The sequence below is a fragment of the Pseudomonas sp. NPDC098747 genome, from assembly GCF_044760045.1.
In the GTDB taxonomy this organism is placed as follows: Bacteria; Pseudomonadota; Gammaproteobacteria; order Pseudomonadales; family Pseudomonadaceae; genus Aquipseudomonas.
Genome location: NZ_JBIWAL010000022.1, coordinates 53,604 through 68,905 on the forward strand (window position 1 = coordinate 53,604; position 15,302 = coordinate 68,905).

Annotated in this window: 15 protein-coding genes; 3 read left to right on the forward strand and 12 right to left on the reverse strand. The window is 60.2% G+C overall.

The annotated features are described in order from the left end of the window. Nucleotides 1-148 precede the first annotated feature (148 nt). On the reverse strand, nt 149-1,423 hold the full coding sequence (locus tag ACIQVE_RS15525; protein WP_402809789.1) for an Hsp70 family protein: 1,275 nt from the start codon (nt 1,421-1,423) through the stop codon (nt 149-151). A gap of 291 nt (nt 1,424-1,714) precedes the next feature. Here ACIQVE_RS15525 and ACIQVE_RS15530 point away from each other — a divergent pair, with 291 nt between their 5' ends. The 3 genes from ACIQVE_RS15530 (at nt 1,715) to ACIQVE_RS15540 (ending at nt 4,528) form a co-directional block, all read left to right on the forward strand. Then, complete coding sequence (locus tag ACIQVE_RS15530; protein ID WP_402809792.1) at nt 1,715-2,665, forward strand: DnaJ C-terminal domain-containing protein; 951 nt, start codon at nt 1,715-1,717, stop codon at nt 2,663-2,665. A 23-nt stretch (nt 2,666-2,688) separates the two neighbouring features. Further along, on the forward strand, nt 2,689-2,994 hold the full coding sequence (locus ACIQVE_RS15535) for a chaperone modulator CbpM (RefSeq protein WP_402809795.1): 306 nt from the start codon (nt 2,689-2,691) through the stop codon (nt 2,992-2,994). 193 nt (nt 2,995-3,187) lie between these two features. Beyond that, nucleotides 3,188-4,528 (forward strand): hypothetical protein, encoded by a 1,341-nt coding sequence (locus ACIQVE_RS15540; RefSeq protein ID WP_402809798.1) that lies wholly within the window; start codon nt 3,188-3,190, stop codon nt 4,526-4,528. A 69-nt stretch (nt 4,529-4,597) separates the two neighbouring features. On the opposite strand, the gene ureC is transcribed toward ACIQVE_RS15540, so the two are convergent. The 11 genes from ureC to urtA all read right to left on the reverse strand — a co-directional run bounded on the left by ureC (nt 4,598) and on the right by urtA (nt 15,069). After that, nucleotides 4,598-6,298 carry an urease subunit alpha gene (gene ureC / locus ACIQVE_RS15545; protein WP_402809800.1) on the reverse strand — a complete coding sequence of 567 codons (1,701 nt, stop codon included), beginning with the start codon at nt 6,296-6,298 and terminating at the stop codon, nt 4,598-4,600. Between the two features lie 184 nt (nt 6,299-6,482). Then, nucleotides 6,483-6,791: an urease subunit beta gene (locus ACIQVE_RS15550; RefSeq protein ID WP_402809803.1), complete on the reverse strand. Its 309-nt coding sequence runs from the start codon at nt 6,789-6,791 to the stop codon at nt 6,483-6,485. After that, nucleotides 6,791-7,324 carry a GNAT family N-acetyltransferase gene (locus ACIQVE_RS15555; RefSeq protein ID WP_402809807.1) on the reverse strand — a complete coding sequence of 178 codons (534 nt, stop codon included), beginning with the start codon at nt 7,322-7,324 and terminating at the stop codon, nt 6,791-6,793. Before ACIQVE_RS15555 ends, ACIQVE_RS15550 begins: the two co-directional genes overlap by 1 nt. 5 nt (nt 7,325-7,329) lie before the next feature. Continuing rightward, a complete protein-coding gene (locus tag ACIQVE_RS15560) occupies nt 7,330-7,863 on the reverse strand; it encodes a GNAT family N-acetyltransferase (protein WP_402809810.1) in 534 nt (177 codons plus the stop codon). Between the two features lie 9 nt (nt 7,864-7,872). Next, nucleotides 7,873-8,175: an urease subunit gamma gene (gene ureA, locus ACIQVE_RS15565; RefSeq protein WP_008085431.1), complete on the reverse strand. Its 303-nt coding sequence runs from the start codon at nt 8,173-8,175 to the stop codon at nt 7,873-7,875. Between the two features lie 225 nt (nt 8,176-8,400). Further along, nucleotides 8,401-9,240 (reverse strand): urease accessory protein UreD, encoded by an 840-nt coding sequence (locus ACIQVE_RS15570; protein ID WP_402809814.1) that lies wholly within the window; start codon nt 9,238-9,240, stop codon nt 8,401-8,403. A 43-nt stretch (nt 9,241-9,283) separates the two neighbouring features. Beyond that, nucleotides 9,284-9,982: an urea ABC transporter ATP-binding subunit UrtE gene (gene urtE / locus ACIQVE_RS15575; RefSeq protein ID WP_047299522.1), complete on the reverse strand. Its 699-nt coding sequence runs from the start codon at nt 9,980-9,982 to the stop codon at nt 9,284-9,286. Nucleotides 9,983-10,122: 140 nt separating this feature from the next. Continuing rightward, nucleotides 10,123-10,992, reverse strand: a complete 870-nt coding sequence (gene urtD / locus ACIQVE_RS15580) for an urea ABC transporter ATP-binding protein UrtD (RefSeq protein ID WP_402809817.1) — start codon at nt 10,990-10,992, stop codon at nt 10,123-10,125. Continuing rightward, nucleotides 10,989-12,068: an urea ABC transporter permease subunit UrtC gene (urtC, locus tag ACIQVE_RS15585; protein ID WP_402809819.1), complete on the reverse strand. Its 1,080-nt coding sequence runs from the start codon at nt 12,066-12,068 to the stop codon at nt 10,989-10,991. Before urtC ends, urtD begins: the two co-directional genes overlap by 4 nt. Continuing rightward, nucleotides 12,068-13,570: an urea ABC transporter permease subunit UrtB gene (urtB, locus tag ACIQVE_RS15590; protein ID WP_402809822.1), complete on the reverse strand. Its 1,503-nt coding sequence runs from the start codon at nt 13,568-13,570 to the stop codon at nt 12,068-12,070. Before urtB ends, urtC begins: the two co-directional genes overlap by 1 nt. Before the next feature lie 233 nt (nt 13,571-13,803). Beyond that, entirely contained in the window at nt 13,804-15,069 is a 1,266-nt protein-coding gene (gene urtA, locus ACIQVE_RS15595; protein ID WP_402809823.1) for an urea ABC transporter substrate-binding protein, read from the reverse strand. Nucleotides 15,070-15,302 lie beyond the last annotated feature (233 nt).

A 15,302-nucleotide genomic window follows, 5' to 3' on the forward strand; every position in this document is an offset into this window, starting at 1 on the left:
CTGCCTTTGAAATAAAAGCGGGGCCGCTTCGCGACCCAACGGGGATAAATCCCCTCGCCAAAATAAATCTCCTCACTACAGAAGCCCTCACACACAAACCTCTCACCCAAAGCCCTTGCTAAGAGGGCTTTTACCACAAGGCTTGTGATCAGGTCATCGCGCCGTAGCGCTTCATCGCTTCAATCGCCAGACCGCTGCCAATGCTGCCGAAGATATTCCCCTCGACATGCCGCGCATTCGGCAACATCGCCGAAACGCTGTTGCGCAGCGCCGGGATGCCGCTGGAACCGCCGGTGAAGAACACCGTATCCACTTGATCCACACGCACATTGGCGTCGTTCAACAAATTCGTGACGCTGCCGCGCACCCGCTCCAGCAGCGCATCGATCGCTGATTCAAACAACGCCCGAGTCAGCTCAACACTCAACCCGGGCTCGATCCGGTCCAGCGGCACATGGCGGCTGTCGGCGTGGGTCAGCTCAATCTTGGTTTCCTCGACTTCCATCGCCAGCCAGTGCCCGGCGCGCTGTTCGATCAACTTGAACAGGCGATCAATGCCGCCCGTGTCTTCGATGTCGTAACGCATGCTGCCCAGCGCGAGGCTGGATTTTTGCGAGTACACCGAGTTGATCGTGTGCCAAGTCGCCAGGTTCATGTGGTGGCTGGTCGGCATGTAGGCGCCGCTCTTCATGCGACTGCCGTAGCCGAACAGCGGCATCAGGCCTTGCAGGCTCAACTGTTTGTCGAAGTCGGTACCGCCGATGTGCACGCCGCCGGTGGCGAGGATGTCATCGTGACGGTTATCCACAGCTCGACGCTCGGGCGACAGGCGCACCAGCGAGAAGTCGGAGGTACCACCGCCGATGTCGACGATCAGGACCAGCTCTTCCTTTTCGATGGTCGACTCGTAGTCGAATGCCGCAGCGATCGGTTCGTACTGGAACGACACGTCTTTGAAGCCGATCTTTTTCGCCACGTCCACCAACGTGTCTTCGGCTTCCTGGTCGGCCAGCGGATCGTCATCGACGAAAAACACTGGGCGGCCGAGCACCACTTGTTCGAACTCCCGACCGGCGGCGCCTTCGGCACGGTTTTTCAACTGGCCGATGAACAGCCCGAGCAAGTCCTTGAATGGCATCGCCGTACCGAGGACGCTGGTGTCGTGCTTGATTAGCTTGGAGCCGAGCAGGCTCTTGAGCGAGCGCATCAGGCGGCCTTCGTAGCCTTCCAGATACTCGTGCAGCGCCAGGCGACCGTAAACCGGGCGGCGCTCCTCGAAGTTGAAGAAGACCACCGACGGCAGGGTGATCTTGTCGTCTTCCAGCGCGATCATCGTTTCCATGCCGGGGCGCAGCCAGCCGACGGTGGAGTTGGACGTGCCGAAGTCGATGCCGCAGGCACGGGCTGGAGAGGCGTCTTTCATGTCTTTCGGTTCCGGTCAAAAAACGGCCGCGCAGTGTATGTCAGTGCGCGGCAGATTCGAAGGCCGGTCATCTGCTATTTGATGACTAATCTTGCTTGAAACTCGCAGCTTTGCCCCAAACTTGCTGGCATGGGCCGGCAGACACACCGGCGGTCGCAAGAACCGCTGCCCACTGCCGATAAACTTATGCAGCGCCTCCCGGTCACAAACTTGAGATCGGTCAACCCGGCACGCGCTAATCGGCGCATGCTGGCATGGGCGCGAAATCGATAACGGATGGTGATTCCTTCAATGGACTTCAAAGACTATTACAAGATACTCGGCGTGGAGCCGACAGCAGACGACAAGGCAATCAAGGCTGCCTATCGCAAGCTGGCGCGCAAATACCACCCCGATGTCAGCAAGGAAAAAGACGCCGAGTCCAAATTCAAGGACGCGTCGGAAGCCTATGAAGCGCTGAAAAGCGCCGATAAACGCGCCGAATATGACGAGCTGCGCCGCTATGGCCAGCACGGTCAGCCGTTCCAGGGGCCGCCGGGTTGGCAGAGCCGTGGCGGTTTTGGCGGCGGCGGTCAGGACACCGGCGACTTCTCGGACTTCTTCAGTTCGATCTTCGGCAATCGCGGCCCCGGTTTCGGTGGCGGTGACGGTCGGCAACAACGTAGTGCAGGGCGCCGAGGGCAAGACGTGGAAATGGAACTACCGATCTTCCTCGAAGAAACCCTTTCGAACGAATCGAAGAAGGTCACCTTCCAGGTGCCGCAATACAACGCGGCGGGCCAACACGTCAGCAACACCAGCAAGAGCCTGAACGTGAAGATCCCGGCGGGCGTGACCGACGGCGAGCGCATTCGCCTCAAGGGCCAGGGCGCACCGGGCGCGGGTGGCGGCGCGAATGGCGATCTGTACCTGACCATTCGTTTTGCGCCACACCCTAAATTTGATGTCGAAGGCGACAACCTGATCATCACGTTGCCGCTGGCGCCGTGGGAACTGGCGCTGGGTGCAGAAGTGGCCGTGCCGACCCTGACCGGCAAGATCAACCTCAAGGTTCCGGCCGGTAGCCAGAACGGCCAGCGCATGCGCGCCAAAGGTCATGGTTTGAAAAACAAGGCGGGTGAGCGCGGTTATCTGTTCGTGCAGCTCAAAGCCGTAATGCCGAAGACTGCGGACGATGAGGTCAAGGCGCTGTGGCAAGAACTGGCGAACAAAGCCGCTTTCAATCCGCGAGAGAACTTCTGAACCCGACGATGGAGTAGCCCATCATGAGCAGCCCCCTGATCGTTCAACTGGACATGGCAGAATTCTGTGAGGCGGCCGATTTGTCGGACGTCTACGTGATCGAAATCGTCGAGCACGGCATCCTCGAACCTCAGGGCGCGCTGCCCCGGGAATGGCGCTTCAGCGATTACGAACTGGCCCTGGCCAAACGCGCCGCCAAGCTTCGGCGCGATCTGGATCTGGAGTGGGAAGGTGTCGCCCTGGCACTGGACCTGCTCGAAGAGGTTCACGAACTGCGCGCCGAGAATCGTATGTTGCGTCAGCGGTTGGGACGTCTGGTCGTCGAATAACGGCAATCGGCGCAAGCCACTTTCAGTATCGATTCTTCGGTTTCATTTTTTAATCCGGGTGTGATTAAGTTGGCGCTGGCCGCGCTTAAGGATAGGCGCGCCAGTAACACACTCTGATTGCGTGCGTGCCGGGTTTTCCGGTTGCCGAATCAACAGGCAATGAAGCCAGATGACCCTTCAAGGATGAACAGCAATGCCCAAAAAACCGTCCCCCCGAGCGAGCGGCTCGGCCGATGTTCACACACGCCCCGCCCAATCCACCGATGCGCAGCATCCGCGATCAGATCCGCTGTTGCGTGTCGACGTCGACCCATTGCACACCTTGCATCCCTCTGTCTCAAGAGAGTCTAGTCCTGGCATTGTCGATCCCGACCTGCCGACGGCGACTGCTTCGGTCAGGGTCACCGAGATGTTCACGCCGACGACTGAGTCCGTCGCTGTACTGCGTGAGCGTCACCGCCCGATCATTGCGCAACTCGGCCTGCCTGAAGCGGATGCCCAAGGGTTCAGACTGTTCAAAGAACGCCTGTACGTCGATTTGCCCGACGGCGTTCTACAGGTCGGCGTCGATCCGCAAACGGGGCGGTACCGCGCCAAGAAACCGAGTGAGCGGATTCCCTCAGGTCCAGAGCTTGAGTTCGATCCGGTCAGCAAGTTCTGGGTCCCTTCCGACCTGAAAAGGCTGGCCGACCGGGCTGATGCCGTACCGGGCAGATCCCGCAGGGAGCCGGACACTGGTCGATCTGACGACGAGTTCGAACTGGCCTCCGAAGCGATGCCGATCGCGCACTTCACAGAACGCGAACTGGTGGGCATGAGGCATGAGGTTCACTACTCGATCGATACCAATGCGTTGGGTTCCTACGATCGCGTCAACAACGGCAAGTACCCGATCAGAGACCGTTTTGGCAGGCCTGTGCGTATTCGCATGCTTGAGCGGGAAGTCGTTCTGGAAACAGGGGAGCGCTACACGTCCGAGCAGATCAAGCCGTATATCAAGTATCAAGGCCACGAACAGGTCGCCAGGCTGTACGAAGAAAAGTTGCAGTGGCGGCGGTTTACCGAAGCGGATGTAAAGGTCCCCGGCGAGGCTGCGTTGATCGGGCAATCCATGGTGGTTGCCAACCGACGCATCGCCAAAGGCGAGGCTATCGGTGTTTACGGCGGCACATTGCGCCCCGGCAGATTCTTGCAGGCCAACGAGATGACGTTCGCCATGTCGGTCGCAAACAATACGCTTCAGGCAAACGTGTCCATCCCCGGGATGCATGTCGTCGGGGATAACATTATCTCCAGAATCAACACCAACTTTACCTACGATGCCGTCGGCAAGCCTGTGGCGCAGGCGCCCGACGGCTATAACCTTCAGGTTGTCGGTTTCACCGTCGAGGCGGATCTCTTGACGGGTGACAAGCCCAACCGCAACAAATACTCGTTGAATGCTTTCTTTGCGACGCAGGATATTCCTGCGGGCACGGAGTTGCGTTGGGACTATAACTACTCGGATGAAGCGATGAAGATACTCTTCCCATGAAGCGCGACTGACGCGCGCCTTCTGCTTCGGGAGGCGTTGAGCGTGCGACCTCCCGAAGACAGGTCGCAATCAAAACAGAAAGTAACGCTGCGCCATCGGCAGCACGTCGGCTGGCTCGCACCACAACAACACGCCGTCGGCCTTGACCTGATACGTCTGCGGATCGACATCGATGTTGGGCAGGTAATCGTTGTGGATCAGGTCGGTTTTCTGCACATCGCGACAACCTTTGACCACGGCTATTTTCTTTTTCAGCCCCAACGCTTCCGGCAACCCTGCCTCCTGCGCGGCCTGGCTGATAAACGTCAGGCTGGTGGCATGCAACGAGCCACCGTAACTGGCGAACATCGGGCGGTAGTGCACGGGTTGCGGGGTGGGGATCGAGGCATTGGCGTCGCCCATCAGGCTTGCCGCAATGGCGCCGCCCTTGAGAATCAACGTCGGTTTCACGCCGAAAAACGCCGGGCGCCACAGCACCAGATCGGCCCATTTACCCACTTCGATAGAACCCACCTCATGGCTGATGCCGTGGGTAATCGCCGGGTTGATCGTGTACTTGGCGATGTAGCGTTTGGCGCGGAAGTTGTCGTTGCCGTCGCCATCCTGCGGCAGCGGGCCGCGCTGTTTTTTCATCTTGTCGGCAGTCTGCCAGGTGCGTGTGATGACTTCGCCGACGCGGCCCATGGCCTGGCTGTCGGAGCTGATCATAGAGAACGCGCCGAGGTCGTGAAGGATGTCTTCGGCGGCAATCGTCTCGCGGCGGATGCGGCTTTCTGCGAACGCCACGTCTTCAGCAATGCTCGGGTCGAGGTGATGGCAGACCATCAGCATATCGAGGTGTTCGTCGATGGTGTTGCGGGTGAACGGCCGGGTCGGGTTGGTCGAACTCGGCAGCACGTTGGCAAAACCGCAGGCCTTGATGATGTCCGGGGCATGGCCGCCACCGGCGCCCTCGGTGTGATAGGTGTGGATGGTGCGGCCCTTGAACGCGCCGAGGGTGGTTTCGACGAAACCGGATTCGTTGAGGGTGTCCGTGTGGATCGCCACCTGCACGTCGTACTGATCGGCGACGTTCAGGCAGTTGTCGATGCTCGCCGGGGTGGTGCCCCAGTCTTCGTGCAGCTTGAGGCCGATGGCGCCGGCCTTGACCTGCTCGATCAACGGCTCCGGCAGGCTGGCGTTACCCTTGCCGGTGAGACCGATGTTCATCGGGAAGGCGTCGGCCGCCTGAAGCATGCGCGCCAGGTGCCACGGCCCTGAGGTGCAGGTCGTGGCGTTGGTGCCGGTGGCTGGGCCAGTGCCGCCGCCGATCATGGTGGTGACGCCGCTCATCAACGCTTCTTCGATCTGCTGCGGGCAGATGAAGTGGATGTGCGTGTCGATGCCGCCAGCGGTGAGAATCATGCCTTCACCGGCGATCACTTCGGTGCTGGCGCCGATGGCGATGGTTACGTTCGGCTGCACGTCCGGGTTGCCGGCCTTGCCGATCGCGGCGATGCGCCCATCCTTGAGGCCGACGTCAGCCTTGACGATGCCCCAGTGGTCGATGATCAGTGCGTTGGTGATCAGCGTGTCGACGACTTCGGCGGCCAGCAGTTGGCTTTGGCCCTGACCGTCGCGGATGACCTTGCCGCCACCGAATTTCACTTCTTCGCCGTAGGTGGTGAAGTCCTGTTCGACTTCGATCCACAACTCGGTATCGGCCAGGCGCACCTTGTCGCCGACGGTGGGGCCGAACATGTCGGCGTAGGCTTGTCTGGAAATTTTCATGTCTTTGCCTTGAAGGTAATAAAGGGCAATCCGCGATCCATTGTGGCGAGGGGATTTATCCCCGTTCGGCCGCGTAGCGGTCGCCATTCAGTCTCCGCGTTCTATCTGTCAGATCTCATGGGCTGAATGGCGGGTGCTCCGCACCCGAACGGGGATAAATCCCCTCGCCACAAGAGTGTGCAGGTCAGTCGAGATCACCCATGACCCGCCCGGCAAAGCCGAACACCCGTCGATGCCCGGCGTAATCCACCAGCTCGACCTCGCGACTCTGCCCCGGCTCAAAACGCACCGCTGTGCCGGCCGCAATATTCAGGCGCATGCCGCGACTGGCCGCGCGATCAAACGTCAGGGCGTCATTGGTTTCGAAAAAGTGAAAGTGCGAGCCGACCTGGATCGGCCGGTCGCCGCTGTTGGCGACTTTCAGGCTGACGGTGCGGCGGCCGATGTTGAGTTCAATGTCGCCGGGCTGGATCTGGTATTCGCCAGGAATCATCACTGGGCTCCTTGCAGAATCTTGTAGTAGAGGGCGGTCGGTCGATACGTGCCATGCGGGTCGCAGGCGTAGTCGGGGATGGCCCCGGCGCGAATGAAGCCCAAGGCCTTGTAGAAATCTTCGGCGGGCGAGCCGGCCTCGGTGTCTAGGTAAAGCATGCCGCGCTTGTGCTTGGGCGCTTCGAGCTCCAGCGCATTCATCAATTGCTGACCGAGACCGCGACGACGGGCGTGTTCACGCACCAGCAGTTTCTGCACCTCGGCGCGATTCAGACCATTGGCCTTCTGGCATAGACCCAATTGCACACTGGCCAGCACCTGTTCGTCGTTGACCACCACCCACAGCAACACGCTGCCCTTGCTGACGTTGTCTTGCACCTCATCGAAATAAGCGCGGGCCTGCGCGGCATCGAGGTTGGCCATGAAGCCGACACTGGCGCCATAGCCCACGGCATCAAGCAGCAGATCGATCAGGCCCTGACGATAGTGCGCAAAACTTTCAGCGTTGACGCGGCGCAGTTGGGCGGCGTTCATCGGTGTCACTCCTTGTTGGCGTCGGGCGGCTCCGCACCAGGGTTGAGGGTCAGTTGCATGAACGTCAGGTCCAGCCAGCGGCCGAACTTGGTGCCGACTTGCGGCATCTGCCCGGTGATGAGGAAACCGGCGCGCTCATGCAGTCGAGTCGAGGCGGCGTTGCCGCTTTCGATGGCGGCGACCATGACGTGTTTGCCGCAGGTTTTTGCCCGCTCAATCAGTGCAGTCATCAGTTGCGGACCGAGGCCATTGCCGCGTTGGTCGCTGCGCACGTAAACCGAATGCTCGACGGTGTGGCGGAAGCCGTCGAAGGGCCGCCAGTCTCCAAAAGAAGCGTAGCCGAGCACCGTGTTGTCGCTGTCGACGATCACCAGAATCGGATAAGCCTGAGCCTGACGCGCGGCGAACCACGCTTGACGATTGCCGAGGTCGACGGCCGAATCGTTCCAGATCGCCGTGGTGTTGAGCACGGCGTCGTTATAGATGTCGCGGATCGCCGGCAGGTCGGCGTGGATGGCATCGCGAATGGCGTAAGTCATGGCACGGCCTCAGACGATCGGTTGGTGGACGGTGACCAGTTTGGTGCCGTCGGGGAACGTCGCTTCAACCTGAATCTCCGGGATCATTTCCGGAATGCCTTCCATCACTTGTTCGCGGCTCAGCAGGGTGGTGCCGAAGTGCATCAGCTCGGCCACGGTGCGGCCATCACGGGCACCTTCGAGCAGGGCTGCGGAGATGTAGGCCATGGCTTCCGGGTAGTTGAGCTTCACGCCGCGAGCCAGTCGGCGCTCGGCGACGAGGCCAGCGGTGAAGATCAGCAGCTTGTCTTTTTCGCGTGGGGTCAGGTCCATCGTTTGCAATCCATATGGGCAGATTTGTGTGGTTCTTGCGGTGAGTGGGGTGCCAGTTGGAACTGCCCCTCACCCTAGCCCTTTCCCGAGGGAGAGGGGACTGATCTCGGTTGTTTGATATGGCCGGTTCAGTCAGTTGAATTCATGAGTCTGAAAATTTTCCAGCGAGCACATTGGTCAGGCTCCCTCTCCCTCCGGGAGAGGGCGGGGGGTGAGGGTGGCTTTTCAGGTGCTCCATATTCTTGGCGCGACAGCCTCACGTCCCAGCAACACCGGCCGCAGCAACCGCCACAAATCAATCAACCACGCACGCGCCAACAACGTTTCACTGGCCAGACAACGGGCAACCACCAGCCCTGGCAGTTGGGTCAGATCTCCGCGCACCTCATGCCCCAAGGAGCGACAACGCTCCAGCAATTCAGCATCAATTTCCCCGGTGACCAACAACGTCGCAAACACCGGATTACCATCCAGCCCGATCGGCGAATCGAGCAACCCGTCATTGCCGACAATGCGCTGTCGCTCATGCCAGAGCAATCGGCCATCGCGACGAATATCCAGATGACTCTGAAAATGGCCCAGATCAAAGCGCTCGCCACTGGCCGGACGACCCAGCGCCACTACATCCCAGTAAAACAGTCGCGCATCACCTTCAAGGTCAATCGAGGTCGTGAGTTCAGCCTGGGCGGCGCTGTAGACGATGGTCTCTTGCGGCAACCATTCCAGCGTTGCCCCGGCAGCGACCTTCAAATCGAGCTTTTGAAATGCCGGGCCTGCCGCGCGGTACCACTTGGCCGCGCCGGGGCTGGTGATCTGCGCCCAGGCGTGCACCTCTACACGGGCGCTGATGTTCAGCCGATCGCCGCCGGCAATCCCGCCGGGCGGGTGGACGATGATGTGTTGGCAAACCTCGGGGCCTTCGGCGTACAGATGCTTCTGCACCCTCAGCGGACCGAGGTGGCGGCGCATGACCGGGCGCGTGCAATCTGCGACGCGAGCGTAGGCCAGCTCCAGCTCAGCGTGCCAGCTCGGGGTAAACAGGGCAGTGGAAATGGGTAAATTCATGATTTGTAATTATCGTTAGGAAGCTACAGGTTAGATCGTATTGTTAAATCGTGACTAGCCCGCGCACACCTTCAGCCTCCATATTCTCGCCGCGACCCTGTTGCACGATCTCGCCCCGGGACATCACCAGGTATTGATCGGCCAGTTCGGCTGCGAAATCGTAAAACTGCTCCACCAGCAGAATCGCCATGTCGCCACGCGCCGCCAGCTTCTTGATCACCGCGCCGATCTCCTTGATCACCGACGGCTGAATGCCTTCGGTGGGCTCGTCGAGGATCAGCAAGCGTGGACGGCTGGCCAATGCTCTGCCGATGGCCAGCTGTTGTTGCTGGCCGCCGGACAAGTCGCCGCCACGCCGCTGTTTCATTTGCAGCAGCACCGGGAACAGTTCGTAGATGAATGCAGGGACTTCCTTGGCTTCGCTGCCGGGAAAACGCGAAAGACCCATCAGCAGGTTTTCTTCCACCGTCAGCCGCCCGAAAATCTCACGACCCTGGGGCACATAGGCAATCCCGGCGTGGACCCGCTGGTGCGGTTTGAACGTGGTGATGGGTTTGCCTTCCCAATTCACCGCGCCTTCTTTGGCCGGCAGCAGGCCCATCAGGCATTTGAGCAGGGTGGTTTTGCCCACGCCGTTGCGCCCGAGCAGGCAAGTGACCTCGCCGACCTTCACGTCAAAGCTCAGGCCACGCAGGATGTGACTACCGCCGTAGTACTGGTGCAGCTTTTCGACTTGCAGCATTTCCGAATTCCTTCTGTTCCACACAGAATCCTGTGGGAGCTGGCGTGCCAGCGATGGCGGTGGATCAATCAATATCAATGCTGGATGTTCCGGCCTCATCGCTGGCAAGCCAGCTCCCACAGGTTTTGTATTTGCAAGGTTCAGCGGCCGAGGTAAACCTCGATCACCCGCTCGTTTTCCTGCACCTGCTCAAGTGACCCTTCCGCCAGAACGCTGCCCTGGTGGAGCACGGTGACATGGTCGGCAATCGAGCCGACAAAGCCCATGTCATGCTCCACCACCATCAACGAATGCTTGCCCGCCAGACTCTTGAACAGTTCTGCAGTGAACTCGGTTTCGGCGTCGGTCATGCCCGCCACCGGCTCGTCGAGTAGCAGCAATTGCGGGTCTTGCATGAGCAACATGCCGATCTCCAGAAACTGCTTCTGTCCGTGGGACAACAAGCCTGCCGGGCGATTGACCGAGGTGGTCAGGCGAATGGTTTCCAGCACTTCGCTGATACGATCATGTTGCTCACCGCTCAGGCGCGCACGCAAACTGGCCCACACCGACTTGTCGGTTTTCTGCGCCAGTTCAAGGTTTTCAAACACGCTCAGCGCTTCGAATACCGTGGGTTTCTGGAACTTGCGACCGATGCCGGCCTGGGCGATCTGCACTTCGCTCATCTGCGTCAAATCCAGCGTTTCACCGAACCACGCCTTGCCGTGGCTCGGGCGGGTCTTGCCGGTGATCACGTCCATCAGCGTGGTTTTGCCCGCGCCGTTGGGGCCGATGATGCAGCGCAATTCGCCAACGCCGATGTACAGATTGAGATTGTTCAGTGCTCGGAAGCCGTCGAAGCTGACGCTGATGTCTTCCAGGGTCAGGATTGTGCCGTGGCGGGTATCGAGGCCCGGGCCGACGCGTTGGCCGAGGCCGATGGAATCGCGGCTGGTGCCGGCATCCTTGTTCGGCTCGACGGGAAAGAAGGCTGGCTCAAGCATGAATTCTGCACTGGCCGTGACTCTCATGATTCACCTCGTTTCTTCAGCAGACCGATCACGCCTTTGGGCAGGTACAGGGTCACGATGATGAACAGCGCGCCGAGGAAGAACAGCCAGTATTCGGGGAAGGCCACGGTGAACCAGCTCTTCATTCCATTGACCACTCCGGCACCCAGCAATGGCCCGATCAAGGTGCCGCGTCCGCCGAGGGCGACCCACACTGCCGCTTCAATGGAGTTGGTCGGCGACATTTCGCTCGGGTTGATGATCCCGACTTGCGGCACGTACAACGCCCCGGCCAAGCCACACAACACCGCGCTCAACACCCAGACAAACAGCTTGAAACCGCGAGGGTCGTAGCCGCAGAACATCAGACGGTTTTCCGCATCGCGCAGTGCGGTCAGCACGCGACCGAACTTGCTCTGCGCCAGACGCCAGCCGATAAACAGACTCGCCACCAGCAACAATACGGTGGCCAGAAACAGCACCGCGCGGGTACCCGGTTCAGTGATGCCGAAACCCAGAATCGTGCGGAAATTGGTGAAGCCGTTGTTGCCGCCAAACCCGGTCTCGTTGCGGAAAAACAGGAGCATGCCGGCGAAGGTCAGGGCCTGGGTCATGATCGAGAAATACACGCCTTTGATCCGCGAGCGGAAGGCGAAAAAGCCGAACACCAGCGCCAGCAACCCCGGCGCCAGCACCACCAGGCACATGGCCCAAATAAAGCTGCTGGTGCCGGTCCAGTACCACGGCAATTCCGTCCACGAAAGGAAGGTCATGAACGCCGGCAAGCCATCGCCGGCAGCCTGACGCATCAGGTACATGCCCATTGCGTAACCGCCGAGGGCGAAGAACAGGCCGTGGCCCAACGACAGCAATCCGGCGTAACCCCAGACCAGATCCAGCGCCAGTGCGACGATGGCGTAGCAGAGGATTTTGCCGACCAGCGTCAGGGTGTACGCCGAAACATGCAGCGCGTTATCCGGCGATAACAGCGACAGCAGCGGCATGGCGATCAGCAGTGCGAGTATCACAACGCCGATGGCGAGCGTGATTTTCGGGCCGGCCTTTTGCGTGGCCGTAACGAGCAGGGGCTGGTTCATCAGTCGATCACCCGTCCTTTCAGTGCGAAGAGGCCTTGCGGACGTTTCTGGATGAACAGAATGATCAGCGCGAGGATCAGGATCTTGCCGAGCACCGCACCGATCTGCGGTTCAAGAATCTTGTTGGCGATGCCCAGGCCGAAGGCGGCGAGCACGCTGCCGGCCAACTGACCCACACCGCCGAGTACCACCACCAAAAATGAATCGATGATGTAGCTCTGGCCCAGATCCGGGCCGACGTTGCCAATCTGGCTCAGCGCCACACCGCCAAGTCCTGCGATGCCGGAACCGAGGCCGAAGGCGAGCATGTCGACGCGACCGGTCGGCACGCCGCAGCAGGCGGCCATGTTGCGGTTCTGCGTCACCGCACGAACGTTGAGGCCCAGACGCGTCTTGTTCAGCAGCAGCCAGGTCAGGACAACCACAAACAGCGCGAAAGCGATGATGACGATGCGGTTGTACGGCAGCACCAGATTGGGCAGCACCTGAATCCCACCGGACAGCCACTCAGGGTTGGCCACTTCGACGTTCTGTGCACCGAACAGCAAACGCACCAACTGAATCAGCATCAGGCTGATACCCCAGGTGGCGAGCAGGGTTTCCAGTGGTCGGCCGTAGAGGTGACGAATCACCGTGCGCTCCAGTGCCATGCCGATGGCGGCGGTGACGAAAAATGCCACCGGCAGTGCGATCAGTGGATAGAACTCGATGGCCTGCGGGGCGTAGCGCTGGAACATCAACTGCACCACGTACGTCGAGTAGGCGCCAAGCATCAGCATCTCGCCGTGGGCCATGTTGATCACGCCGAGCAGGCCGAAGGTGATCGCCAGACCGAGTGCCGCGAGCAGCAGAATCGAGCCCAGCGACATGCCGCTGAACGCCTGACCGAGCACTTCGCCGATCAGCAGTTTGCGTTTGACCTGAGCGAGACTGGTTTCGGCGGCAGTACGCACGCTGACATCGGTTTCGACGCCAGGCTGGAGCAAACCTTCGAGGCGGGTCCGCGCCAGTGGGTCGCCGGTTTCACCGAGCAGACGCACAGCGGCCAGACGCACCGCCGGATCGCCGTCGACCAGTTGCAGATTGGCCAGCGCGAGACTCAGGGCCGCGTGGACACGTTCATCTTTTTCACCAGCCAGTTGCTGGTCGAGGAATTTCAGCTGCGCCGGTTTGGCGCTTTTCTGCAATTGCTGCGCGGCGCCCAGACGGATTTTGGCGTCGGCGGCGAGCAATTGGTGGCTGGCCAGAGCGGTGTCGATCAGACCCCGCAGGCGATTGTTCAGGCGCAGGGTTTTCGGCTGGCCATCGATGGTCAACTCGCCTTGTTGTAGGGCGTTGATCAGTTCGATGCGGGCCGGATCGGGCTGCGCGGCCCAGGTTTCCAGCAGTTTGGCTTGTTGCATGGGATTGGCCGCGACGAAGTCTTCGGCGTCACCGGCGTGGGCCAGCAGCGGCAGCAATAGTGCGATGGCGCAGATAAATCGGTAGAGGGCAGTGGGCATAGTCAGTCGCCTTGACGCAGACATTGTGGGAGCAGGCTTTTGTGGCGAGGGGATTTATCCCCGTTGGGTCGCGAAGCGGCCCCAAATCCAGCGGTCGCGGTGTATCAGGTAGATCGCGTCGACCGATTTCGCGACTGCTTCGCAGCCGAACGGGGATAAATCCCCTCGCCACAAATGCCCGTTCCCACAGGGATATGTGTCAGGCCAGACAGTCAGGCCCGACACCCAATGGCTCAGTTACTCTTCACCGCATAATCCGGCTTCTTGTCGTTACCCTGAATGAACGGGCTCCACGGTTGTGCGCGGATCGGCCCCTCGGTCTGCCACACCACATTGAACTGACCGTCGGCCTGAATCTCGCCGATCATCACCGGTTTGTGCAGGTGATGGTTGGTCTTGTCCATGGTCAGGGTGTAACCCGACGGTGCGGCAAAGGTCTGGCCGGCGAGGGCTTCGCGGACTTTGTCGACGTCGGTGGATTTGGCTTTCTGAGCGGCCTGCGCCCACATGTGGATGCCGACGTAAGTAGCCTCCATCGGGTCGTTGGTCACCGCTTTGTCAGCGCCCGGCAGGTTGTGTTTCTTCGCGTAGGCTTTCCAGTCGGCGACGAATTTCTTGTTCGCCGGGTTCTCCACCGACTCGAAGTAGTTCCAAGCGGCGAGGTTGCCCACCAACGGTTTGGTGTCGATACCGCGCAATTCTTCTTCGCCTACCGAGAACGCCACCACCGGTACGTCGGTGGCTTTCAGGCCCTGGTTGGCCAGCTCTTTATAGAACGGCACGTTGGAGTCGCCGTTGACGGTCGAGATCACCGCAGTTTTGCCGCCAGCCGAGAACTTCTTGATGTTGGCAACAATGGTTTGATAGTCGCTGTGACCGAACGGGGTGTAGACCTCTTCGATGTCCTTGTCGGCCACGCCTTTGGAATGCAGGAACGAGCGCAGGATCTTGTTGGTGGTGCGCGGGTAGACGTAGTCGGTGCCGAGCAGGAAGTAGCGCTTGGCGCTGCCACCTTCCTCACTCATCAGATATTCAACGGCGGGGATCGCCTGCTGGTTCGGCGCGGCGCCGGTGTAGAACACGTTTGGCGACATCTCTTCGCCTTCGTACTGCACCGGGTAGAACAGCAGACCGTTGAGCTCTTCGAACACCGGCAGGACCGATTTACGCGACACCGAGGTCCAGCAGCCGAAAACCACGGCGACCTTGTCCTGGTTCAGCAACTGCCGGCCCTTCTCGGCGAACAGCGGCCAGTTCGATGCAGGGTCGACCACCACTGGCTCGAGCATCTTGCCGTTCACGCCGCCCTTGGCGTTGATCTCGTCGATGGTCATCAGCGCCATGTCTTTGAGCGACGTTTCGGAGATCGCCATGGTGCCGGACAACGAATGCAGAATCCCGACCTTGATGGTCTCGGCGGCCTGGACAGTCCAGGTCATGCCCATCGCGGCAATGGATGACGAGAGTGTGAAAGCCTTGATCAAACTGCGACGCTTCATTGTGCGATCTCCATGAACGTTAAAGTTTTTTATGGTTGGCAGATGCGGACGACTGAAGGCTGTTTTGCAAGGGCTGTGCCCGGTCGGGTTTGGGCAGGAAAATGTCGTGTTAGAGCGCTTGCGCGTGGGCGGCATGCACCAGGAAGGAACGCGGATGGCGCGTCGGTGCATGCGTGCGCGCCAGATTGGGGCGCGATTTCATGGTCGTTATAAACCCACTGTGGGAGCGAGCT